This window comes from Aquimarina algiphila (genome assembly GCF_007489275.1).
Classification (GTDB): domain Bacteria; phylum Bacteroidota; class Bacteroidia; order Flavobacteriales; family Flavobacteriaceae; genus Aquimarina; species Aquimarina algiphila.
In genome coordinates this window covers 102,465-128,434 of record NZ_VLNR01000011.1, presented here as the reverse complement: position 1 = coordinate 128,434, position 25,970 = coordinate 102,465, and the positions used below count along the sequence as shown (strand labels likewise).

The following is a 25,970-nucleotide window of genomic DNA, read 5'->3' as shown; positions in this document are numbered from 1 at the left end:
CATTATTTATTTGTGATATTCTTCCCCCAACGGAATTGAATACAATTAAACTTTTGTATGTCTCATATCAAAAATAGAAAGATATATTGAGTGGGGTTTTAATAAAAACTGAGCCGAATTAAAGAATCTTTTTTTAGGGAAAAAAGGTGATTGTAAAATTATAAACATAGAATGAAAAAAATAATGACTTTTGGTGAGATTCTAATGAGAATTTCACCGCTGGGGAACAAAAAACTAGTTCAGTCCAATCAATTAGAATATTATTTTGGAGGAACCGAAGTAAATGTGGCAATATCATTAGCTCAATTAGGAAATGACGTTAAACATGTTGCTGCTGTTCCAGAAGATTTTGTTGGTGAAGCAGCAAAAAGTTTTTTAAACCAATATGGAGTAGATACAAGTATGCTTATGACTTCTACTTATCCCTTAGGATTATATTTCCTAGAAGTTGGAGCAATTATGAGATCTAGTACGATTTCTTATAATAGATCTCATTCTGCATTTGCCATGATGAATTCAGAAATAATAGATTGGGATTTAGCTTTTGATGATTGCGATTGGTTTCATTGGACGGGAATTACTCCAGCTTTGTCAAAAGGAGCTTCCCAGGGATTAAAGAAAGCATTACAAATTGCTAAGGATAAAAATATTTCTATATCTGCAGATCCTGCATATCGCGCAAATCTTTGGCAATATGGAGGTAATTCTAAAGAAATATTAGGAGAATTGGTAGGGTTATCAGATACTTTTATAGGCGGCCCAAACGAAATAAATGAATTATTAAATACTAATTTTGAAAATGATGTAAATGGATTTGTAGTAAGTTGTAAACATCTGATATCAGCGTTTCCAAGTATAAACCGAGTTTTTGATAAAACAAGAGTTTCTGTTAATGCCAATTGGCATAAAATTAAATCGCGAATGTGGGATGGGAAAGAGTTGTATGAGACTGAAGAATTAGAGATGACTCATATTGTGGATAGAATTGGCACAGGGGATGCATTTGCCGCTGGATTAATTCATGGATTGTTGCATTATAAAGATCAAAAAGCATTACAATTTGCTAATGCTGCTTGTGCATTAAAACATACTATAGAAGGCGATGCTAATTTAGTTACAGAAAATGAAATTGAATTGGTTGTAAATGGTGGTTTAACAGGAAGAATAAAAAGATAACATGTCACAATATACTAGAATAGAAACAATACAAGTAATGGGAAGTACTAAGATTATCCCCTTATTTTATAATAAAGACATTTCGATTGTAAAAAAAATTATTAAAGCCTGTTATGATGGGGGTGCCAGAGTGTTCGAATTTACCAATCGAGGAGATCATGCACATGAAATCTTTTCTGAATTAATCAAATGGGTTAATAAAGAGCTTCCAGGAATGATATTAGGTATTGGTTCTATAGTCGATGCAGGAACAGCTTCTCTTTTCATGCAGAACGGAGCTAATTTTATAGTATCTCCAGTTTTGAACTCTGATATGGCAAAAGTATGTAATCGAAGAAAAATTGCATGGATTCCGGGATGTGGAACCTTATCAGAGATTAGTTATGCTGAAGAGTTAGGAGCAGAAGTCGTGAAAATTTTTCCAGCCAGCCAAATTGGAGGTCCAGGTTTTATAAAAGGAGTAAAAGCTCCGTGTCCTTGGACAAATATTATGCCTAGTGGTGGAGTTACTACAGAAGAAAGTAACATCAGAGAATGGTTTAATGCCGGAGCATATTGTGTAGGGATCGGATCTAATTTAATGATCAAAGATGAAAATGGTAATTTTGATTATCCAACGATTACTAAATTGACAAAAAACGCTATGCTTATAGCTAATAAAAGTTTGTACCCTTCAAATAATCTCTAAGATGTAGAAATTTATATATCAAAATGTTCTAAGGGCTTTCTTAACCTACTTATGTTTATTAAATTAACAATAGGTCGGAGTGTTTTAAGAATATACGTTGTCTTCTAATCATCGATCAATATCTTCCGTTTCACAACCCTTCGATAAAATAATTTGTGCAGCGCACTGCCAAACGTCGTAAATATTATAGCATGTCGGATTTTTAGCATCGCCATGTCGGAAATCTTTATGGATTTGGCGGACTTGTTCTAGTAGAGACAAGACATCGTGGGCTACTTTTGATACAACAAAAAATTAATAAACTTATAGTGTGCTATGGTTGATGTTGTATTAAGCGTTTTGAAGGATAAGCTCAATGAGTATTTTAAAAATGTAGTAGGAACTACAGAATCAGATTTAATAGAATTTATTAGTACGAGTAATAATGATCCAGTTTCTTTTACTAATGATAAGATTACTCCATTTCTTATCAATATTTCAGAAGATAGAAAATTTAGAAATCCCGATCAATATTCAGGAATTGTAAGAGATGGTATAAGAACACAAACCAATCCCGAAATTAGAATTGAGCTTTTGATTCTTTTTGTATCCAAGTTCAGTAAATATGATCAGGCGCTAAAATTTTTATCCCACGTAATCAAATTTTTTCAAGTCAATAGGATTTTTAATCCACTTAACTCCCCGCAACTTTCTGAGGAAAATATAGAGAAATTGATTGTAGAACTAATTTCACTTCCTTTAGAAGAACAAAATCAAGTTTGGCACTCTCTAAACACTTCTTATTTGCCATCAGTACTGTATAGAGTACGATTACTATCCTTTATTGATGAGCAAAGTATAGAATTTGTGGGAACTCCTCTGCAAGATATCAATCTGGCAATTGGCGAAAAATACCCTCTTCCAGAAACCAAAGAAGATGAGGAAACAGAACAAGAAAATAGTATAAATAACCAAGCATAAGAAAATAGCTGATAAAGCTGAGATAAAAACAAGATGATGAAGTATCAAAAATTCTTTTCTATTACTATAGAACACTCTTATTTTACGGGAGAAACAGCCGATTTGGTACTCACTCCGGTAGTAGAAACAGAGGAGCTTTTAAAAAGACGAGGATTGCTTCTTAAAAAAACAACTACAGGAATACGTTGCCTCGTTGGAATTGATAAAGAAAACACAGATTTTTCTGAAAAGATCCAGAATGATGTATTTGCTTTTTACATTTTTCCTACTTCAGATACGGTTCGGGAATTCACAGATATGTCTACGGTAGAAGAAGGTAAAATGATGCTTTTTACCAATGAAAAACTACATAAAAAACAAGTTGGATTAGTTGCTAGTGCAATTGATCAGGAAGGAACTTGTCAGGGATTTCCTGCTCTGGCAAAAGTAGAAATCAAAGGAAGTGAAATGCAGCTAGAGGAAGATAGCATGTCATTTACATACCAGATCCAGTTTGCTGCTAAGGCTATACAATGGAAGTATTACTTTATTTCTAATACAGATGATCCAAACATAACATTAGAATCTAGAGACGAGCAAATCAGTTTTAATGAAATGATCATTAGCGAAAATACTACAGATCAGATTGTAACTTCCTTACGATTAAATTTCCCCAATACTCAAATAAAGGCTTTTGAGTCTAAAGATTTGGTTCCCTACAGCAATAAACCTATAAAAAATATCAAATTGATCAAAAATGGTGATGTGCTTATGAGCCATTTACCAAATCCAAAAGAAGAACAAAACGGTATTCAAATAATTAAAATTAAGTAAGAAAAAAGCATACCGAAAGAATCACATCGATTTACGTGATGCTAATTATAAATATTTTAAAACTTTAAATATATGTCTAAATTTTCAACACCAGGTGTGTATACAGAGGAAGTACCTCTATTACCACAATCTGTAGCAGAAGTTTCCACAGCAGTACCTGCTTTTATTGGATATACTGAGAAAACCGAAAAAAATGGTGAGAGTATCAAAAATACCGCCTATAGAATATCCACACTGTTGGAATTCAAAGAGCTTTTTGGAGGTGCTCAGTCTGCATCTTTTAATGTAACTGTAAACGAAGGAGTAATAAATGATATAGCCGTTACTCCTCCGAAGCATACTTTGTATCATGCGATTGATTTATATTTTAAAAACGGCGGAGGGGATTGTTATATTGTATCAATCGGGAGCTATGAGGATACGCCTAACTCGGCTTCTTTTATGGCAGGTTTAGAAGCGGTAAGTAAAGAAGATGAACCTACCTTAATTATGTTAGGGGAAGCCACTCAATTAGAACCAGCTGATTATCATTTGGTATGCCAAACTGCCTTAAGTCAATGCCAGGAATTAAAAGACAGGTTTTGCATTTTTGATATCCAAAATAAGGATGAAAGAGCTGCAACTTTTAGAAACGGTATTGGTACTAAAAACCTAAAATACGGGGCAGCATATACACCCTATTTACAGACTTCACTTACGTACAAGTATCAAGAAGAAAATGTGATCATCTCTGGTTCTTCAGCACAAGAAACCATTAAGCTAGAAATAGATGAAGCTATTACTATCGTATATAACGGAGCTGCACAAGATAATCCTAAAGTAAAAATTAACAAAGGATCTGGTAATACACCCTCTTTTAGTATTGAGGAAGCAACATTGACAATTACCAATGTAGGAGATGGTACAGAAGCATCTAAAGTTATTGAAGCTTGGGACGATTCTACAGGTAAGGGTGATTTTGACATTATTGTAATAGAGAGCGCTGCGCTCGTAAAATCGAATACAAGAGCAGAGAATCTAGTCGTAAGTGGAGGTGATGGAGCAGACACTAATTTATTTGCTATCAAAGAAACGCAATCCGAGTTATACAATAGAATAGTGAGCGAAGTCTCAAAACAACGAATCATCTTACCTCCTAGTCCAGCAGTGGCAGGTGCCTACGCAACTACAGATCGAGAAAGAGGTGTATGGAAAGCTCCTGCAAATGTAAGTTTAAATGGAGTAATAGCACCTGTAAAGAAAATAACATCCAAGGATCAGGAACAATTGAATATAGATTCCAATAATGGTAAATCCATCAATGCCATTCGTGGTTTTGTAGGTAAAGGAACCTTGGTATGGGGTGCTCGTACGTTGGACGGAAATTCTAATGAATGGCGATATGTACCAGTTAGAAGATTATTCAATATGATTGAAGAATCTACCAAAAAAGCATCTCAGTTTGCTGTTTTTGAATCTAATGATGCTGTAACCTGGTTAAAGGTAAAGGCCATGATCGAAAGTTTCCTTTACGGGATCTGGCAACAAGGTGGTCTGGCAGGAGCCACAGAAGAACAAGCCTATTTTGTAAATATCGGCTTAGGAAAAACAATGACACAAGAAGACATTCTCAATGGAAGAATGATTGCAGAAATAGGACTTGCTGCGGTACGTCCTGCTGAGTTTATCATATTAAAATTCTCCCACAAACTACAGGAGGCCTAATCTATAGAGAAGAAAACATATAAAAAATAAAAAAATGGCGTTAACAAAAGCACAAATAAAAACAGATTATCCATTACCTATTTATAATTATAGGGTAGATATTAATGGAGAGTCAATTAGTTTCTCTGAAGTATCAGGGTTAGAACTATCTTTCGAAACACATACCTATAAAGAAAGCTTTGCTACAGGAGGTAAAGTAGGGCCTAATATTATGTATATGCCTGGGCAGATACAACCGGTAAACATCTCTATGAAAAAAGGACTGGTAAAAGGAAAAAGTATTCCTGTTTTTTATGATTGGATCAATGATATTCAACTCAACCAAATCGACAAAAGAGATATTGTAGTACATCTCTTAGACGAAACTGGGAGTACCGTGGTAAGCTGGAAGGTCATCGATGCATTTCCTACCAAACTTACAGCGCCTTCTTTCGACGCTAGTTCTAACGATGTGGCTATAGAATCTTTGGATCTAATGGCATCTAGAGTCACAATGGAAGAAGCATAGTCGCTAAAGTCATTCGTAGCAAAATAGTAAAACAAGTAATATTCTAATTTCATACTAGACCAACTCAGAAAGGTGTAGGGTTAATGTATATCTAAAAGATAGCAAATCGTGGCAATTGACAAACAAAGAATTATAGAAAAGTATCCCTTACCCGCTTATAATTATCAGGTAACTATTAATGGGATTGAAATCATGTCTTTTTCAGAGATTTCGGGATTAGAAATTGATCATGACCATGTATTATACAGACACGGCTTTAGCTGGGTTGTAGGGGATCATTTGATTCGAGGTCAACGAAAACCGATTAATATCACCTTAAAAAGAGGGATCGTCAAACGTCGCAGTGATCTGTATGACTGGATCAAGTCTGGAGAAAAAAAAGATATCAGAATAGAACTATGTGATGAAGCTGGGATGGGCATCGTAATTTGGGAGGTTTCCCGAGCATTACCTTTCAAATTAGATGCACCATCATTCAGTGCAAGTGCGAGTGAAATCGCCTTTGAAAGTCTGAATTTGATAGCTCACGATTTAAGAATAAAACACAATTAAAGATTACACTATGTTAGATGTTTTAAAAGCAATCAATTTTGCAGACCGGGAACCCACGTTATCACACAGATTTGGAGTGTTCTTTTTGGCAGGTGGGATAGTTCCCAATCCTATTGATCTCAGGTTTCAAAAAGTGAGTGGTATCAGCACAGATGTACAGTTAGAAACTATTAATGAAGGTGGAGAAAATTTACATATGCATCGCGCACCAAAAATGATGAATTATAACAATTTGGTGTTAGAAAGAGGATATGTTACAAGTGAGATTCCTTCTCCTTTAAATTTAGAATTCAATGCGACATTTTCATTATTTAAGTTTAATCCTTCCAATGTATTAGTTACTGTATTTAATGAAGAAGGTATTCCAATAGGAGGATGGATGTTTCTAAAAGCATATCCGGTAAAATGGTCCGTATCTGATCTGGATGCGCAATCCAATACCGTAGCTATTGACACTATGGAGTTAGCCTATACACGATTTCAAATTATAAGGATATAAAAGATGGCTGTTGAGATCAAAGAAATCGTTATTAGAGCCGTAGTATCAGATACGGAGCAATCTAATACGGAAACATCCCAGGTTGCAGGAAAAGAACAGAACGCTTTGGTACAGGAATGTGTACAACAGGTATTAAAAATATTGAAAAAGAAAAACCTTAGATAGCTATGTCAGTATTGGATAAATTACGACCCTTTAAACTCCAAAAACTTAAAATTTCCTCTTTTGATAATCAGGAAAGAACAGCGAATGGACTTGATTTTGAGGTGATGTATAACCCAGAATCAGTGCAGCAAAATTTTACTAATAAGTTTGCTAGAAACCCTAACAATCCTCTGAATAAGGAAGATGCTGAGTTTACCTACAGTGCATTATCTACCGTAAGAATGAAATTGATTTTTGATGGAACTAATGTACATCAATATGGAGCGGAAACTATAGCGAAACTTGCATTAGGAATCCAAAAAAGTGTAAAAGATCAAATAGATTATTTTTTGACAAACATTGTAAAAGTCAAAGGTAAACTTCATGAACCACCTTTTTTGGTATTGAGTTGGGGGAAAACAATAAACTTTAATTGTAGACTGGCTAGCTTAGATATTAATTATACCCTGTTTGATAGGAGCGGACATCCGTTACGTGCAGAGCTCAATATTTCTTTTGTAGAAGATGATGCAATTGATGAACAAAAGAAAAAATTAGGATTAGAATCTCCCGATTTAACACATTATCGAATGGTAAAAGCAGGTGATCAGTTACCATTAATGTGTCAGGATATATATGGTTCACCTATGTATTATCCATTAGTAGCACGGGTTAATAAACTTAAGAGTTTTAGGAATCTTACACCGGGACAAGAAATTTATTTTCCACCAATTGAAAAATAACATATGGCATCAACAGTAGTAACAAATACCATCAAAAGCAACGGAAGGGTTATTCCATTGGGGACGTATCAACTGATGTCTTTGGATACTAGTAAAGAGTTTAATAAAATACCCATGGCAGAACTGAAGTTGCATGATGGTTGTGTGGCGAAACAAAAGTTCGAAACACTGGATGGAGATGCTTTTTTACCAGGATCCCTGATAGAAATCTTTATGCGATATGAAGGAAAAAACACTACTGAAGAAAAGATTTTTGAAGGTATTGTTATTAATCAGGAAATAGAAAGATCTGAATATCAATCAGAGCTAACCATAGAGCTTTGTGATCCTTGTGTTAAAATGACCAGTTTACGAAAAAATAGGGTTTATAAAGATCTTACAGACACTAAAATCATAAAAGATCTAATTAGCAAATACCAAGATCTAAAAGTAAACGAAATTGATGATACGTTGTATACACATCCGCAAATGGTACAATACTATGTGTCGGATTGGGACTTTATGATATCAAGAGCAGAAGCTAATGGGCAGCTAGTAGCGGTTGATAATGGGGAACTATCGGTAAAAACACCAAACATCAATAATCCAGATCTTACCTTAACCTTTGGTATCGATTTAGCACATTTTGATTTAAAATTGAGTAGTCAGGGGCAATATGAGAAGATTCATACGTTTGGCTTAGATACCAAGAGCGAAGAATTGGCATTAAGTTTTCCTAAAAAAGCCGAAGAACAAACGTTAGGAAGCATAGGGTATGATGTACCGATGTTATCAGATACGGTGGGAGCTACAGAAGCACAATTGATCCATCCGGTGCCCGCAAATCCTTTTGAACTTCAATCCTGGTCGGATGCACAGCTTATAAAATCCAGACTTTCTGCAGTACAGGGAACCATTAGAATTGATGGAAATGGAAAGCTTAAGGTAGGACAGACTATAAAAATTGAAAATGTAAGTCGATTTAACGGAAATCACATCACCACAGGTGTTCGTCATGCGTTTGTTATGGGTTCAGGATGGTATACCTATCTACAAATAGGTATGGATGCAAACTGGTTTAGCGCTCAATCAGATGTTATAGAAACACAAGCAGCCGGATTGCTTCCAGGTGTAAATGGTCTGCAGATTGGTACTGTTTTAGGTCATATCGAAGATGCAGATCATGGCTTCAGGCTTCAGGTACATATACCGGCATTTCATCAAGAAGGAAAACCTAGTGAGGTGTTGGCGATGTTTACTTCGTTGGATGCGGGAGCAGATCATGGAATCTTCTTCCCCCCAGAAAAAGGAGATCGTGTGGTGATAGGTTTCTTAAATGATGATCCTAGACAAGCCATTGTATTGGGAGCAATGCATAGTAATAAAGTGCCTAATACAGTAAAGAAAAAAAATACGTACCAGGGAATTTTTACTAAGTCTAATTTTCAACTTCTTTTTGATAAAGAAAAAGAGACTGTAACCTTATCTACCGCAGATACAGACCATACAAATGAACAGACCATTTGTATCAACCAAAAAGAAAAGAAGATTAATATAGAAGATGCTCACGGAAATATAATAGAGTTAGGCAAAAATGGTGTCAAGTTGATGAGTGCTAAAGATTTCATGATAGATGCTAAGGGAGATCTTAGTATTAATGCTAAAGGGAAAATTAAAATCAAAGGGAAAAAGGTGGATTTAATATAAGTATACATATGGATAAAAATAATATACAACTCGAATTAACCGTCTCAGAAACCAATACGGTACTTGCTGTACTTGGTCAACAGCCGTATATCAAGGTAGCAGGACTTATAGAGAAAATACAACAACAAGGAGCTTCGCAATTAAAATCCTATGATGATAATAGCCAGATGGCAAATAGTGAATCATCCAAAATATCGGTAAAAGATGGACAATAAATTTTTAGGAAACGGTTGGGCGTTCCCTCCATCTTTTTCAGGAGGTGGTGCAGATGTTGGACTTACATCAGGAGAAGAAGATATCAAACAAAGTCTTCAGATTTTACTGTCTACTTCTTTAAATGAGCGGATGATGCATCCTGATTTTGGATGTGATCTTACTCAGTTTTTGTTTGAGGAAATGGATCAGCGATTTGCTACCGAATTGAGCAATATGGTATCCCGGGCACTATTATTACATGAACCAAGAATTCAGGTAAATGCAGTAGACGTCGCAGACATAGATCCGGAAAAAGGCATGGTGCAGATCGCTGTGGATTATATAGTCCGAACGACTAACAATCGATTTAATCTGGTGTATCCCTTCTATGTTAATGAAGCAGCCACTGTGGCATTTGATCTTTAAAAAGAAATTACAAAACAAAAAAATGGATGCAATAATTATAGATGGTGATCAGGTTAATTTTCTTCCTGTATTTGGGAGTGCCTTGGTAAGTGTACAACCAGGAAAAATGGTAGCTTCAGGAAAGGCAACCATTAAAGGAAAAAAAGTTTGTGTAGACGGTGATGAAGCAAAAGTAGAAGTGACCAATTGTTCATATGTAGCACCTCCCTTTATAGTTCCAGGTCAAGGAACTTTAATCATAAAAAAATTAGGTTCAGATCAATTAACAAAAAAAAGTAAAAGTGGTACTAAAAGTATTATTCTGAAAGGGAATATGTTTATAGCTGAGTTCAAAGTTACAACACAGGCAAAACAACCGCCTCCAACGAACGCACCAGACCCTGTGCCGATGTATCCCGGACAAGGAGAATTAATACCTACGAATACAAAAATACAAGCCACTTAAACCTAGTAAAGTAGTAGAAACAATGACTCATATTCAAAATTCAGATAATATACTCCTTAGAGACGGAACCAGTCAGCAGGATCGTAATACAGATGCGATTCGTCCAGATTATGTAGCGATAGAAGATCGTAGCATCGAAGAACTGATTACCGAAGCACAACGTATAGCCAAAGAACTTCAGTTTTTTGATACAGAAAACAGACCTACTACTACTTGGGAGTCTTTTTTAATTGACGATCCGCAAACATTTAACCAAAATTCTCCGGAAGAAAGAAGGATTCAACAAAAACGGTGGGCTGATCTATTAGCTGCATATGTAGAAAATCCTGAACGTTTTTATAACGATTCAGAAAAGAAAGCCAAACTATCCAAACCTCATGTAGCACTGTTTATGACTTTCTTAAAGTTATTAAATCATGTGAAATCCAAAATGAATGGACTTACAGGAAGACATCTTGATTTTTATTTTAGAGAACGTCTCGGATTGAGTATAAAAGGAGCAGTGCCAGATGTGGTCAATGTATTATTAGAGTTAGAAGAGAATACTGAATTCTTAGAAGTAAACAAGGGAACGGTATTAGAGGCTGGAGAAGATGCTTCGGGTAATCAATTGCAGTACATCACTAATGAAGATACAGTAATTAGCAAGGCTCAAATCACACAGCTTAAAAATGTTTTTGTAACAAAAGAATTTCTTACCATCCAAAAGGTACATCAAGAACGTGATAAGACCAAGGATGCAGCGTTTATTGATATGATAGAAATGGCTCTGGGACACCCGAACCCTGGAGATGCCCTTCCGGATTTTCCAGAGGATCGGATTACTGATATTTTTCAGCTGAATGAAGAAGTAAAAAAAGAAAATACAGCTGCGATTACCTATGTAACCCAAGAATTATTTTTAAAGAAAGATCATTTTGATACTATTTTTCTAAAACATCAAGAAGAAAAAGAAGAGGGCCTTACAGATTGGCAGCCTGTATATAAGCATTTAGAACAAGCTTATAAGAACAAAATCATACATCAAAGAGAACAAAACCTTAGAGAATTAAACGATATTGAAGGATTTGATGTAATGTTGAGAAAAGTATATGGAAATCCAAATCCAGGAGATGCATTGCCATTATATAACGGAGAAAAAGCTTTGTTAGAGCAGATATTTGAAGATATACAGACTACAGATGAAAAAGCAGAAAGAGCATTAGACTATGTGAAAGTAGAACTGCAATTAGAGAAGCCTGATTTTATACATGTCATGCAAACCCAAGCAGATCCTAAGGCTCCTAAAGAAGATAGGGATAAAGTGTATCGTATTTTAGAATTCGCTGAACGTCAGATACGATCGGTCTCTATATTTCCACCTAGCATAGAAAAGTTATCAGATATTTATGCAACAACAGATGCAAAAGAATTTGTTTTTAGCCAATACGATGAAGAAGCCGAAAGTAAGCGATTTAAGACGTTTGGTAATAGACAATCCGGTATATCTGATCATTCCCTAAAACCATCTGAGATTGGTTTTGCTATAAGTTCTCCTACCTTACTGCTCCAAGATGGTAAACGTACTATTGAGATACTACTAGATCTGGGACAAGAAAATCGTACGATAGAAAGCTTGCAGTCGATTTTTGATAAAAACGATCCCTTTCAGACCTACCTTAGTAGTAATGAACAGTGGTTTACACCTAATAAAGTAGCCTATTCCTTAGGGGATTATGTAGGGGCGACTTCAGAAATTCCTTTAGATATTATAGTAAATGACACTACGATTACTAGCATCGATAATCAAAGCTTTGATATCACAGATGTGGGTAAATACATTGTAGATACCACTCAAAAAATATATAAAATTATAGGGATTAAGGATACTTCGATACTAGAGGTTCAAGAAGTAGGATTGATTGACAAGAATGTCGAGAAAGCACAAAAATATGCACCAGATCAGGTGTATCTGAATTCCTTAAAAATTAAAATACAACTTCAGGATAATGATTCACCAGTTACACCTTTTGGGTCAGGATCTTCTTCTTTTGTAGCATCAGAGCATCCAACGTTGGTATGTACACTTCATCATTTTTTAGAAGAAAATAAAGGGGAAGAATACTACCGAAGCGGCTATCAACATTTAATAAACCTTGGATTACAAAAAGCACATATCAAGGTAGATGTACAGGGAATGCAACAGAGTATTTTACAGAACGATCAAAATACCATTGATACCAAAAAACCTTTTGAGCCTTTTGGATTTCAACCAGAAATAGAAAGTAGTTTCTATATTGCAAATGACGAAATAGCTCAGAAAAGAATAAAAGACTTACATCTGGAGCTGGAATGGGTACAACAACCCAAATCTCTTACAGAATATTATAAAAATTATTGGTTAATACAGGCCAATCATACAGAAGAAGAACTTGCAGCACTTAATGAAGAAGAGCTTTCTAAACTCATCGAACAACGACTGGCAACAAATGCTGCAATTATTGAAGATGACAGTGATTTTAAAGCGGATGTATTTTTTCATGATCGCAATGCAGAAGTGTTATTATCTACTATGATAGAAAATACTGAAGGAAATAAAGTATCAGAAGGTTTCCCTTTGTTTACAAAAGAAGGTGCCATTCCGATTACGGATATACCTTCTAGAATGAAAGAAACAAGTCCGGATTATGAATACAAAGAGCGTTTTGATATCGAGATGGATGAAGAGGAGGTAGTATCGTGGGAGCGATATTTTAGAATAGAACTAACACCTGTAAATTTTCAGCATACAGCATATAATACCTTATTTACAAAGCAAGCATTATCCGGAAAAGAAGAAATAAAAAATTTACGGATTAATTTGCCATATCAGCCTAAGCTAAAAAAACTAGGAGTTTCTTATATAGCTTGTGCAGATATCACAGCAGATGTACAGTCTTCAAAAAGCACAAACAAGATCTGGCATATACATCCGTTTGGATATGACCTTATATCCCCAGGAAACGAGGCAAATCTAATACCTGTTTATACAGATGAAGGTTCGTTGTATCTGGGAATCGATCAATTGAAAGCGCCACAGATACTATCTATTTTGTTTCAGATGGCAGAAGGGAGTGCTGATCCCGATATTCAAAAACCTGAATTGCAGTGGAGTTATATTCGAAATAATGAATGGATTGATTTAACACCTACTGAAATTTTAGAAGATACAACTAATGGATTAGTAAATACAGGGGTCGTAAAAATAAAAATACCTTCAGATACGACTACTGGTGGTACCTTAATGCCTAACAACTTGCATTGGATTAAAATATGTGCTTTTAAAGATATAAATGGTATATCGGATACTATTGATATTAGAAGTCAAGTATTAAGTGCTACACTTTCTGGTGTAGAAGTAGATCCCGCACATTTCGAAAATCCCTTACCCATCGATACGATTACAGAAGTGCTTAATCCAATACGGGAGGTTGCCAAGATTACACAACCCTTTACCTCTAGCAAAGGAAAACCAGCCGAAAACGGAGATGCATTATACAAACGTGTTAGCGAACGGTTACGACATAAAAACAGGGCACTTACAATGTGGGATTATGAACATTTAATATTGAATCAGTTTCCTCAGATATACAAAACCAAGTGTCTTCCGACAGAAGATAGAACAGGAGGAGTAGATGTGATTGTGGTACCAGATATTAAAGGAAAATTACCCTTCGACCCCTTTGCTCCAAAGGTAGCGGCTGACACCCTGTTTCAGATTGAAAAATATGCACAAATGCATGCGCCTAGCTATGCAGATATAGTAGTAACAAATCCTTTGTACCTGCAAGTATCTACAGAGTGTATTGTGAAATTTTACGAAGGATACGATGAAGATTTTTATAAAGACAAGTTGATAGAAGAGATCAAACGCTTTATGTCACCATGGGCATATGGTGAAGATAGAGATATACAGATCGGAGGATCACTTCATGCCAGTGTGATCATCAATTTTATTGCAGAAAGACCGTATATCGATTATGTAGCTAATCTTAAATTGTTTCAGAGTGAGGATGGAGAGACCTTTAACGATGTACGAAGCCTAAATGACGGAAAAACTATTGTTATCCCCTCCAAACCTAATATGATCATGGTTGCTGCGCAAATACACGAAGTATACGTAGTGAATGAAGGTGGATTTGAAGAAGACAGTTTCGAGGGAATTAACTATATGGAAATTAATAAAGATTTTATAGTTCGATAAAATTATTAAGTAGGTAAAAATAGAAAATGCTCGTCTTAGTCTGATTTGTCACACTAAGCTTGTCGAATTGCTGCCGAAGATATTTTGAAGAAAAGTCAAAAATTAAATTAGACTTGTTTTATCAACTTTAAAACAATGGATAATTGATAAAAAAATAGAAAGAATAAAAAAAATAACCTGATGGAAATCAATAAGAAAAACCGAACAGAACTCAAAGAATATTTTAAGATCAATGACAAACCTACACAAGAGGAGTTTGCCGATTTTATAGAAGCCGGATTAAATCAGGTAGAGGACGGTATAGCGAAAGTGCAGGGAAATCCCATATCCATACAGGCCGAAGGAGAGCGGGTAGGTACGCAAGAGGTACTAGATCTATATGAAAGTTTTGCAGATGACAATCCGCAATGGTCTATTAACCTCAATCCCAGAGTAAATTCTGATGAACCGACAAGCAATCAACCCGGAATCAATATTAAAGATGCAACCGGGCAAAGTAGATTATTTATCAAATCAGGAGAAGGCAATGTAGGTGTTGGAACCTTGGAACCAACTTCTAAACTTGCCATAGAAGGGAAAAATATACCTTCATTATTATCGGTAACTGATACTACAAACAATCGTACTACAATTTTTGAGGTTTCAAAAAAAGAAGGGGTTACTATAAAGGGAGCTTTATTGGTAGAAGGTGATATTACCATAAAAAACCTAAAGGCAGATAATATTTCTTCAAGTGTAGACCTGGATAAAGAAGAAGCAAGTCACGAAAAAATTCCTACGCAAATGGCCGTAAAGAACTATGTAGATACTCGGATGCCCAAAGGTGTCATCGTTATGTGGTCAGGAAATATAGTAAACATCCCCACAGGATGGGCTTTATGTAATGGAGTCCAGGGAACCCCTGATTTATCAGGTAGATTCATTGTTGGATTCGATAAGGAAAATCCGGAATACCAAGTGGGTAAAATAGGAGGAAAGGATGAAATAACACTTAATGCAAGTCAAATGCCTGCCCACAATCATACAGGAAACACTTCAGAAATTGGAGATCACGTACATAACATATCGCACCCAGCTTCAGGAAATGATAGCGGTAATGGTCTTAAAACAATTACTATGGACGGGGAAACACATGGCACATTAAATACTAAAACCAAATCTGCTGGTAAACACAAACATTCATTTACTACAAACAAAACCGGAGGAAATCAACCTCACGAAAACCGACCTCCTTACTTTGTTTTGGCATATATCATGAAGTTATAGTGACACTAAAAAAATATAAAATCAGATCCCTGCAATCAAATAGTCATAAATCAAAATAGATATACATCGTGGAAATCAATAAGAAAAACCGAACAGAGCTCAAATCATATTTTAAGATCAATGACAAACCTACACAAGAAGAGTTTGCTGATTTTATAGAAGCAGGGCTTAACCAGGCAGAGGATGGTATTGCCAAAGTACAGGGCAATCCGCTATCTGTACAAGCAGAAGGAGAGACTGTAGGTACACAAGAGGTGCTGGATATATATGAAAACTTAAGCGATGATAATCCGCAATGGTCTATTAACTTAAATCCTCGAGTAAATTCTGATGCGCCCAATAGCAATCAACCAGGTTTTAATATCAAAGATATAACTGGACAAAGTAGACTGTTTATTAAATCAGGAGATGGAAATGTTGGTGTAGGAACCATAGAACCAACTGCCAAACTTACAATTGAGGGAAAAGATACAACTCCATTAATTTCTATAACTGATACTACAAATACGCCTACTACTATTTTTAAAGTTTCTAAAAAAGAAGGAGTTGCTGTAAAAGGTACTTTGCAAGTAGAAGGAGATCTAAAAGCATCTAATATTTCTGATAACGACGAACTAGATAATACAGCAACTAGTCATGATAAACTTCCCACACAAAAAGCAGTAAAAACATATGTAGATACACGTTTACCTAAAGGTCTCATTTCTATGTGGTCTGGACAAGATATCCCAAAAGGTTGGGTGTTGTGTGATGGAACTAATAACACTCCAGATTTATCCGGGAGATTTATTGTGGGAATGGAAAAGAACAATCCAGAATACCAAATTGGGAAAAAAGGAGGAGCAAATGAAGTAACCCTTACTCAAGCACAAATGCCAAGTCATACTCATTTAGATAATGGTCATACACATGGAGTAAATGATCCAGGTCATAACCATAATCATGGAAATTTTAATGGATTAGTAAGATTTACCAATAAGGATACCACGGATACAATGGATAATAATACTGGCAGTGGTAGAGAGTTTGCCTTAAATAATTTTGGAACAATTCAGAGCAATAAAACAGGTGTTTCTATTAAAACTGCCAAAGCAAATTTACAATCAACAGGTGGCAATAAAGCTCATGAAAACCGACCTCCATATTTCGTTCTGGCATACATCATGAAATTATAATCATTTCAAAAGCTACAGCAATAGATACATATTATTTTGTAGAAATACGAACAACAATTACCTTTTACAATGACAGATACAATCACCATACCTAAAGAAGTACCTCAAAACAGTGCATTAAGCTATGAATTCCTTAGAGCAGAAGGAATGCAACTGATCCAAAAAATGGCTGGAGATACCTGGACCGATCATAATATCCATGATCCTGGTATTACGATTTTAGAGCAAGTATGTTATGCAGTCACTGATCTAGCGTATCGGATGGACTATGATATTCAGGATATCATAGGTAGTGATACCACCAGCACTTATGAAAACCTCTATAGTCCCGCTACCATTTTAACCACAAATCCAGTAACGGTATTGGATATTCGTAAAGTAGCGATTGATGTGGATGGGGTCAAAAATGCCTGGATTGAAAAAGTAACCCAAAAAAGAGCTGGTGAGATCTCAGAAACGGATAGTACACCAATAGGATTGTACCGAGTTTTTATAGAAAAAGATGGGTTGTTTGATATCCCTGGGAGTACAATAATTAAGGATGTAAAAGAAAGGCTCTACGGATGTCGTACGATTTGTGAGGATTTCGAAGAAATAAAATTATTAGATACGCAGGGAATCCGATTACATGGTGTTATCGAAATTGCGGATACGGTAGATGATGTTAATGAGATGGTAGCTAATATTTTGTGTAGTGTGGGAACACATTTTTCACCTCGTATTCCTTTCTATACTTTGCAACAACAGCTAGAAAAAGGAAAAAGAACCGATGAAATTTTTGATGGGCCAGGACTATTAAATGGTTTTATTGATGATCAGGATCTCATAAATCACTATAGAAAAAAAGAAATCCAGACTTCGGATGTGATTAAAGAAATTATGGATCAAACCGAAGTATTAGCGATTGACAAAATCGCACTGGCTACGGGAACCAATACAGTAAAAAATTGGTTGTTACCATTGGATACTTCCAAAACTCCAATTTTGGATATCGAAGGCACCTTATCACAACTATCATTTACCTCTAAAGGACTTGCCGTAGGCATCGATACAGAAAGAATAAAAACACTATACAATCAAAAAAGAGTTGAAAGTGTTTCCAGAGCTGTATCAGGTAAAGAACTGGATATGATCATGCCAGAAACTCAAGCACAGCAACTAGAAAACTATGATTCGATACAAAATCAGTTCCCTGCTAATTATGGGATTGGCGAAATAGGACTCCCGGATTCAGCTACTCCCGAAAGAAAAGCACAGGCAAAGCAGTTAAGTGGGTATTTGTTGTTTTTTGAACAGACATTGGCCAATTATTTTTCGCAGTTAGCGCACTTTAAAAAACTGATGAGTTTTGATGGAGAAGATACCAGAACCTATTTTAATCAGTCCTTGTTAGATTGTGTTCCCGGAGTATCTGAAGTGATCGGAAGCAAAGAAAGTTATGAAGGATATTTAAGCGAAATGACAGCTGATGCTAATGCCGGATTATTACGAAAAAATAAGTTTCAAAACCATTTGTTGGCACGATTTGCAGAGAAATTTACAGGCTATGGTATGGTATTAAAAGATCTTACGGATAATGAGTCTAGTACGGATAAAAAGTTAATCAAGGATAAAGCCCGATTTCTTAAAGAATATCCTGTGGTGAGTGCCTGTAGAGCAAAAGCGTATGATACCACAAAAGACTTTTGGGATACTCGAAACATTTCGGGATTAGAAAAGCGAATTGCATTAAAAATAGGGATCGAGGACTATAGCAGTAGAAACTTAGGTAATAGCAATACTGCAGGAATACATATGGTAGAACATATCTTGTTACGACCTAGAAAAAAATATCCTTATTCGTTTACCGCAACGTATATTCCATTACAAATCGAAAGATCCGAAGTAGCCATCACAGAGGAATTTACACGATGCATCGTCGAAAATCATACCTTAGAACTTGGAGAAGAAATACGTATCACTGGTAATGCACAATTCGAAGGGGTTTATACTGTGTTAGCGATCGGAGATGATTTTTTTGAAATCAAGGCTCCTTTTCAAGAGTCAGAAACTGGAGGTTTATTTCAACGTACGCCCGATATTCGATATTATCTACAATCTTCTTGTATCTATGGTATTAAAAAGTCTTCTACAGCATCAGATCACATATTTTACAAAACAGGAACACATACGTTACGAGTAGGAGATGAGATAGAAATTACCAGAACCAAAAATTATAATGGGGTACATAGCGTAGTTTCAATATTGGAAGATGGGTTCGAAATCGCAGAGCCTTTTATAGAAGAGGAGAAAGTAGGTCGATGGATGCATACAACCGCTCCAAAAGATCCGTATTCATTACAACTAACTTTTGTACTGCCAGCGTGGATAGAACAATATCAAGATGAAGATTTTAAGAAATTCATTGCATTAACGATACGTGAGGAGACCCCGGTACATATCAAGACCAATATTCAATGGTTGGATCAAGAAGAAATGCAACGATTTGACCATGCCCATCATCGTTTTCTAGAAGAAATCAACAATTGATAATTAGTATTATGACACAGCAAAAACATATCATTAATAAACAGATTCTAGAAATTCACTTGCCTTCTACTGCAGATACTTTTGCTGTACAGCAAGAACTAAGTGCGCTGTGTCGGCATCAGTTAACAACGGTTATGGATCGTATATTTGGGAATACTACTAATAATATGGGTGATCAACCGTTGCAGATTGATCGACTTACATTAGATTTAGGAAAGGTATCTGTAAAAGATTTCGCGACTGTTTTTGAGGAAGAATTACAAGAAAAACTTCAAGAAGTATGCACTGGATATCAGCAATCTGATGAAGTGGAACAAAAAGATGAGGTCAGTCAACTCAAAGAAAAAACACTTATTAGAACAGTAGCATATTATCTGAAAACCGGGATATTGCCGTGGTGGGCAAAGGACACAACCAAAGCATATGTTTTGGAACAATTAGAAGAATTGTTGCAAAAGCCGAACACCACTTTCATCACCTTGCTAAAACAATTGAGATGGAGTACCCAGCAGCTAGAACGTTTTGTACATATAAGTACGGCGACACAATTGCTTCAATCTTTTCAGTTGATTTCGGAGATTCCTGTACAACAAATAGTGACTGCTTTAGAAAAATTTCAACATAGAATTCACAAAAAATACGGCATCACAGCGCAAAAGATACAGGCTACTTTTTGGAAAACAGCGTTTCAGAAGTTTGATACAACCAAAGACTATAAGTCGTTTGAACAAGAGTGTTTTCAAGCTACGTTGGTATCATTAGGAATAGATCATCAAGGAAGTAGCAAAAAATATCAAGCACAGGATATCTATGAGATCAAATCTTTAGTAGCTAGCTATACAACCAGGCAAGCTAAGAATATCGTATGGCAAGAATTTTTTAGACAACTATCAACCATCATAAACAATCTTTTTTTCGATCAGTTGCCTGTTAATACGATGAAACAATGCATACAACTGCTAAAAGATATAGGTGACACACAAGAGCAAACGGTAGATGCCAATACTGTATTAAAACCCTTAGCAACCTATATACAGAGAATACAAAAAGAACTGCAAGAAGTAGCATCAAAACCGACATTAATGGAGATAGAACAGTTGTCCTCTCCTTTTGAAGACACTGATTTTATTCCCATAAAAAACGCAGGGTTGGTACTCTTTTGGCCATTTTTAGAACGCTTTTTTGAGAATTTGGAACTGATAACCGATAAAACCTTTATTAATGAAACGACTCGTCATACTGCCATATGTGCATTGCAGTATTTGTGTGAAGGAGATGATCAGGAACTGTTTGAAGGAGTACTACCATTAAACAAATTGTTATGTGGTGTCGCTATAGAAGAAATTATATCGCCAATCACACTATCTAAAGAAGAAACAGCAATTGCAGAAGGACTGCTAACCGCGGTGATAGGACAAGGACCGCATTGGAAAAACTTATCTATAGATGGTTTTAGAACTTCCTATCTATGTCGCCCGGGGTCCTTACGCACCAGAGATGGACATTGGTTATTGCAAGTACAACGAGAAACTCATGATATTACGTTAGAAAAATTGCCTTGGGGTTTTCATACCGTAAAGCTTCCCTGGATGCAAGATATTATTGTAGTAGAATGGTTATAAATAAAATGTATAAAAAATGAATGTCACACTGAGCCTGTCGAAGTGCTATAAAACGTAAGTAAAATATGTGTTTAAAAAGGTCTTCGACAAGCTCAGACTGACATCGAGACCTAATAGAAATAGCCTTTTTGTTTCCGTCCCTTGAGGGTACTGCCCTGAGCGGAGTCGAAGGGTAGACAATATAAAAGAAATAACAAAAAAACAGCACTATGAAAAAACAAATGGTCATCGCTGAAAACAATGATATAAAGAAGTCAACTGATAGGCATATTAGTGATTATAATGCTGAGGTATTAGTAGCAGAACTCTCATGGCTAAGCCTAGTGCTTCAAACTCGTTTAGAACTACATTTTCAGCAAGAAACCCCATATACGTCTATAGAGGAATTAGTGCCGCCAAACCTATCAGGTAAAGAAGGAAGCTACGCTCATTTTATACAACAACACAAACTCAAGGTTGCAGAAAGATTGTTACTGATTCTGGCATTGGTTCCTCATATTAAACCAGAAGTTCTGGACATATTACTGACAAAAAACAAAGACTATGACCGCCGATATAGTGAATTCGGAGGATTATTGTTAGAAGGACATTTAGGCTTGATTCCTACAGCAGAAACTGCAATGTTCTTACTAGCTGGAGATGATCTTAACAAGCGTCTACAATATCATACCTTGATTACGCAGGACTTTTTACCAATACGACAAGGAATGATCAACGTATCCAGAACCAAAGGGAATAACCCGTTACTGAGTAGTATCTGGATGATTGCTAACGAATATGTAGCCAATATATTAACTGGCACACCCTATCAAGCAATGTATAGCCCTGATTTTCCTGCGCAACAGTTGCATACGAAGTTATCGTGGCAGGATCTCATCGTCTCTAGATCCACAGCCCGTAGCTTACAGGAAATCAGGGATTGGGTGACTCATGGACAAACTGTTTTAGAAGCACTAAAACTGGGCAAGAGACTAAAGCCGGGCTATAAAAGCCTGTTCTTTGGTCCGCCGGGGACCGGTAAAAGTATGGCTGCTGCTTTACTAGGCAAAAGTACCGGTAGACAAGTCTATAAAATAGACCTGAGCATGACGGTCTCCAAATACATTGGAGAAACCGAAAAAAACCTGGCAAAAGTATTTGATCAGGCACAGCAACACGATTGGATTTTGTTTTTTGATGAAGCAGATTCTTTATTTGGGCAACGTACTCAGGTAAGCAGTGCTAATGATCGCTATGGTAATCAGGAAATAGGATATTTATTACAACGTATCGAGGATTTTCCCGGAGTAGTGATCCTTGCAAGTAACCTAAAGGATAATATAGATGATGCTTTTACCCGAAGATTTCAATCGATGATAGAGTTTATGATGCCAGGCGTAGAAGAACGCTATCAACTTTGGAAACAATCCTTTGCTGAGAAATTACCACTGGACGAAGAAGCTGATCTATGGCAGATAGCCGAGAATTATGGTATTTCTGGTGGATTAATGATGAATGTAGTGCGCAAATGTACGCTACAAGCTGTAACTAATAACGAAAAAACGATCACTCAGCAAAGTCTGGAAACGGCTATACGAAAGGAATTACAGAAGGAAGGGATTATTTTAAACTAAACGATAGAATACTATGTAAGAAACATAAATATTTTAATAGATGGTGGGGAATAAGGGGGAATTATCCCGGTACTGATTATAAAGTATGCAGAGGAATACCTGTAGAAAAAGGTATCGGGATCCACCATCGCATACCATTCTGATTGTCACCCTGAGCTTGTCGAAGGGGTTTTTAAATATAGTTTGCTTCGAAAGGCTCAGCATGACAAAGTAGTATAATATTAGTATTCAAGTTTAAAAATGAAAAAACATGAAAATACAAGCAGATAAAACACAAGAACTTCAAAATCCGATTACCCCAAGTGTTGCTAGTGAGCCTAGTACCAGAGGCACGGCCCAACTTATGGATAACCGTGCCTCTACTATCGATCAGCGTAAGTTACAAGGTGCAATAAATAGTTCTATGAGTAACACAAATCCAGTACAGCGAAAAACCAATAAAACAGGACTACCAGATCATCTAAAATCTGGTATCGAAAACCTATCAGGATACAGTATGGATGATGTTAAGGTACATTACAACTCCAACAAACCCTTACAGCTACAAGCGCATGCCTATGCACAAGGAACGGATATTCACCTAGCATCCGGTCAAGAAAAACATTTACCTCACGAAGCCTGGCACGTGGTACAGCAGAAACAAGGAAGAGTAAAGCCCACAAGACAGCTAAAAAGTAAAGTGAACATTAATGATGATGCAGGATTAGAAAGAGAAGCGGATGTAATGGGGGCTAAAGCTTTACAAAATAAGAATTGTCAAAAAAAAAGAACGACTAAGACAAAAATAAAAAAGAATTCATCAGTGGCCCAATGTATTGGTATAGGAGGAATAATGGATACTATGGGGGAAGGGAATCACACTTGGGCAGACGCAAAGAAATTTGTAAAGGACAATACCCCAAATAAAGTGTCAATAAAATCTTTCCATAATGATACTAATATAGGGGATGTATCTTTTTTTTATTTCGAAAAGATAAGTGCAGGGGCTAATGGAGACATTTACATTGGTTCTTTTAATGATAGAGACGTAATAGTGAAAGTGATCAGAGATAATAGTTTTGATGAAGAGAAGGACGCACTAGAGAAGATGGAAAAGTCTGCCATAAAGAGTAAAAACTGGATATCTGGGATCGGTTATAATGAAGAAAAAGAGGTTATAGTTTTAGAGAAAGCAGACCACTCATTAAATAAGGAGTTACCGGATGAGTTAGTTGAAAGGATATTTTTGGTTAGAGGTTTATGGAATGGACTTTCGAAGTTGCATTTTAATAACATTATTCATAATGATATTTCACAGAAAAATGTTTTAAGTAAGAATGGTGACGTAAAGATTACAGACTTTGGAGCCGCTGTTGTTGATCATCGAACTAATGTTTTTGAGACAGAATTCACTGAAGACGACTATAAATCATTTATTAAAACTGCGTACAATATTTTATTAGGTAATACAGGAGATGCTCACTCAGATACAATAATCAATAATACAGGTATAAATGATTTGAGGCGTTCTTTGAGAGATTATTTATCAGTTAAAAAATTAGAGGTACTAATGAAAATCTTAGAAAAGGTTCAACCAAATAAGAAAGACTGTATAGAGTTTGTTACCATACTAAACGGAGTACATAACTAAAAGTTATATACTCTTATCCGATGGAGCAGATTTGGAATCATAAGTGTTCGAAACCTTAAAATTATGTAATTTAGGGAGAAACTATGAAGGTTTCAGAAGTTTTAAATTATATTCCAAAGGATGAATTAGAAAAATTATCATTGGACTATAAAGTGGATTATCAAATTAAGAAGCTTGATGGTCAGACCATGTTTCAATTATTGTTGTTTTCCATGCTAAATGTAAAGCAGAATAGTTTGCGAGTCATGGAAGAATTTTATCATTCTCTAGCTTTTAAAAGCATTGCAAATACTAGCTTTAAAGGAGTAAGATATAATTCAATACGAGACCGATTGGTTTCAATAACCCCTGATTATTTTGAGGCTATATTTAATAGCTGTCTTTTAAAATTTCAAAAGAAATATTTAAAAAAGAAACACAATATCATTTCTTTTGATTCGACTTTAGTGGCCGTTTCATCCAAGTTATTAAAACAAGGAATGCGAATTAATAAGAAAGGTAGTAAGAAGTATGTAAAATTTAGTATGGCTTTTTCTAATATTCCATTGCATTCAGAAATATTTATGCAACAGAGATTTGTTTCAGAAGATTTTGCTTTAAAAGAACTTATAAATCAGTGTTCATTTAGTCATAATAATATTTTAGTTTTTGATAGAGGAGTCCAATCAAGAGCTACATTTGATGATTTTAACAAATCGAATCTAATTTTCGTAACTAGACTTAATAATTACACCCGCTTTGAAATAATCAAGGAGTTAAAAATTAAAGAAAATGAAACAGATAGATTACTAATAGAGCAAGATTTGGAGGTGAGCTTATTTAATAAGCATAATAAAAAAACTATCTCTTATTTACGTTTGATAATTACAAAAGAAAAACAAAATGGAGAAGTTTTTTATTTTTTAAGTAATAGCAAAGAATTCACCTCAAAAGAGATTGTAGAAATCTATAAACAAAGATGGGAAATAGAAGTCTTTTTCAAATTTATCAAACAAAACTTAAATTTTAATCATCTATTATCTAGAACAACAAATGGGATTAAGGTTATTATGTATATGACATTAATTATAGCAATTCTGATAACAGTTTATAAAAAATTAAACAATTTAAAAGGATATAAAATTCCAAAATTAAAATTTGCAAATGAACTGGAAGTATTAATAATCAAAGATATCATCCTAAAATGTGGCGGAGATCCTAATAAAATTAATGAAATAATAAACTCAACATAAAGGTTTCGAACACTTATGCTTTGGAATTTGGAAATAGTTTGTTTATCCAAATTCAATCCTGAGAATTTCTTTTTCTTCATTATGTAATATTTAAATGGTTAATACTATTATATTAAAGGTAGAATTAATATGATCAACACAG

The 25,970-nt window shown here is 35.4% G+C and carries 22 protein-coding genes; all 22 read left to right on the top strand.

Features of this window, described 5'->3' with window-relative positions; genetic code table 11:
• The first annotated feature begins 171 nt into the window (after positions 1–171).
• The 22 genes from FOF46_RS07380 to FOF46_RS07280 all read left to right on the top strand — a co-directional run bounded on the left by FOF46_RS07380 (position 172) and on the right by FOF46_RS07280 (position 25,828).
• Positions 172–1,176 carry a sugar kinase gene (locus FOF46_RS07380; protein WP_143916007.1) on the top strand — a complete coding sequence of 335 codons (1,005 nt, stop codon included), beginning with the start codon at positions 172–174 and terminating at the stop codon, positions 1,174–1,176.
• Position 1,177: 1 nt separating this feature from the next.
• On the top strand, positions 1,178–1,864 hold the full coding sequence (locus tag FOF46_RS07375; RefSeq protein WP_143916006.1) for a bifunctional 4-hydroxy-2-oxoglutarate aldolase/2-dehydro-3-deoxy-phosphogluconate aldolase: 687 nt from the start codon (positions 1,178–1,180) through the stop codon (positions 1,862–1,864).
• 315 nt (positions 1,865–2,179) lie between these two features.
• Complete coding sequence (locus tag FOF46_RS07370; protein ID WP_109438884.1) at positions 2,180–2,824, top strand: Pvc16 family protein; 645 nt, start codon at positions 2,180–2,182, stop codon at positions 2,822–2,824.
• A gap of 36 nt (positions 2,825–2,860) precedes the next feature.
• Positions 2,861–3,637 (top strand): hypothetical protein, encoded by a 777-nt coding sequence (locus FOF46_RS07365; protein ID WP_143916005.1) that lies wholly within the window; start codon positions 2,861–2,863, stop codon positions 3,635–3,637.
• A gap of 72 nt (positions 3,638–3,709) precedes the next feature.
• The gene (locus FOF46_RS07360) at positions 3,710–5,341 is read left to right on the top strand and encodes a phage tail sheath family protein (RefSeq protein ID WP_143916004.1); all 1,632 of its coding nucleotides are present in this window, start codon (positions 3,710–3,712) and stop codon (positions 5,339–5,341) included.
• Positions 5,342–5,375: 34 nt separating this feature from the next.
• Positions 5,376–5,849 carry a phage tail protein gene (locus FOF46_RS07355; protein ID WP_109438881.1) on the top strand — a complete coding sequence of 158 codons (474 nt, stop codon included), beginning with the start codon at positions 5,376–5,378 and terminating at the stop codon, positions 5,847–5,849.
• A 108-nt stretch (positions 5,850–5,957) separates the two neighbouring features.
• The gene (locus FOF46_RS07350) at positions 5,958–6,401 is read left to right on the top strand and encodes a phage tail protein (RefSeq protein WP_167571768.1); all 444 of its coding nucleotides are present in this window, start codon (positions 5,958–5,960) and stop codon (positions 6,399–6,401) included.
• A gap of 10 nt (positions 6,402–6,411) precedes the next feature.
• Positions 6,412–6,900: a phage tail protein gene (locus FOF46_RS07345; protein WP_109438879.1), complete on the top strand. Its 489-nt coding sequence runs from the start codon at positions 6,412–6,414 to the stop codon at positions 6,898–6,900.
• 3 nt (positions 6,901–6,903) lie between these two features.
• Positions 6,904–7,065 carry a DUF5908 family protein gene (locus tag FOF46_RS31435; protein ID WP_160114369.1) on the top strand — a complete coding sequence of 54 codons (162 nt, stop codon included), beginning with the start codon at positions 6,904–6,906 and terminating at the stop codon, positions 7,063–7,065.
• Between the two features lie 2 nt (positions 7,066–7,067).
• Positions 7,068–7,787, top strand: a complete 720-nt coding sequence (locus FOF46_RS07340) for a CIS tube protein (protein ID WP_143916002.1) — start codon at positions 7,068–7,070, stop codon at positions 7,785–7,787.
• A 3-nt stretch (positions 7,788–7,790) separates the two neighbouring features.
• Positions 7,791–9,473, top strand: a complete 1,683-nt coding sequence (locus tag FOF46_RS07335; protein ID WP_143916001.1) for a phage baseplate assembly protein V — start codon at positions 7,791–7,793, stop codon at positions 9,471–9,473.
• Between the two features lie 8 nt (positions 9,474–9,481).
• Positions 9,482–9,688: a hypothetical protein gene (locus tag FOF46_RS07330; protein ID WP_143916000.1), complete on the top strand. Its 207-nt coding sequence runs from the start codon at positions 9,482–9,484 to the stop codon at positions 9,686–9,688.
• A complete protein-coding gene (locus FOF46_RS07325) occupies positions 9,678–10,094 on the top strand; it encodes a GPW/gp25 family protein (protein ID WP_143915999.1) in 417 nt (138 codons plus the stop codon). Before FOF46_RS07330 ends, FOF46_RS07325 begins: the two co-directional genes overlap by 11 nt.
• Positions 10,095–10,116: 22 nt before the next feature.
• On the top strand, positions 10,117–10,539 hold the full coding sequence (locus FOF46_RS07320) for a hypothetical protein (protein WP_143915998.1): 423 nt from the start codon (positions 10,117–10,119) through the stop codon (positions 10,537–10,539).
• A 22-nt stretch (positions 10,540–10,561) separates the two neighbouring features.
• Positions 10,562–14,761: a baseplate J/gp47 family protein gene (locus FOF46_RS07315; protein ID WP_143915997.1), complete on the top strand. Its 4,200-nt coding sequence runs from the start codon at positions 10,562–10,564 to the stop codon at positions 14,759–14,761.
• Positions 14,762–14,941: 180 nt separating this feature from the next.
• Positions 14,942–16,027 (top strand): phage baseplate protein, encoded by a 1,086-nt coding sequence (locus FOF46_RS07310; protein ID WP_143915996.1) that lies wholly within the window; start codon positions 14,942–14,944, stop codon positions 16,025–16,027.
• A 68-nt stretch (positions 16,028–16,095) separates the two neighbouring features.
• Positions 16,096–17,202, top strand: a complete 1,107-nt coding sequence (locus tag FOF46_RS07305) for a hypothetical protein (protein WP_143915995.1) — start codon at positions 16,096–16,098, stop codon at positions 17,200–17,202.
• A gap of 69 nt (positions 17,203–17,271) precedes the next feature.
• The gene (locus tag FOF46_RS07300) at positions 17,272–19,731 is read left to right on the top strand and encodes a hypothetical protein (protein WP_143915994.1); all 2,460 of its coding nucleotides are present in this window, start codon (positions 17,272–17,274) and stop codon (positions 19,729–19,731) included.
• Positions 19,732–19,742: 11 nt separating this feature from the next.
• A complete protein-coding gene (locus FOF46_RS07295) occupies positions 19,743–21,353 on the top strand; it encodes a contractile injection system tape measure protein (RefSeq protein ID WP_143915993.1) in 1,611 nt (536 codons plus the stop codon).
• A 209-nt stretch (positions 21,354–21,562) separates the two neighbouring features.
• Complete coding sequence (locus FOF46_RS07290) at positions 21,563–22,966, top strand: ATP-binding protein (protein WP_143915992.1); 1,404 nt, start codon at positions 21,563–21,565, stop codon at positions 22,964–22,966.
• 250 nt (positions 22,967–23,216) lie between these two features.
• Positions 23,217–24,596, top strand: coding sequence for a protein kinase domain-containing protein (locus FOF46_RS07285; protein ID WP_143915991.1), 1,380 nt, complete (start codon positions 23,217–23,219; stop codon positions 24,594–24,596).
• Positions 24,597–24,679: 83 nt separating this feature from the next.
• The gene (locus FOF46_RS07280) at positions 24,680–25,828 is read left to right on the top strand and encodes an IS4 family transposase (RefSeq protein WP_143915990.1); all 1,149 of its coding nucleotides are present in this window, start codon (positions 24,680–24,682) and stop codon (positions 25,826–25,828) included.
• Positions 25,829–25,970 lie beyond the last annotated feature (142 nt).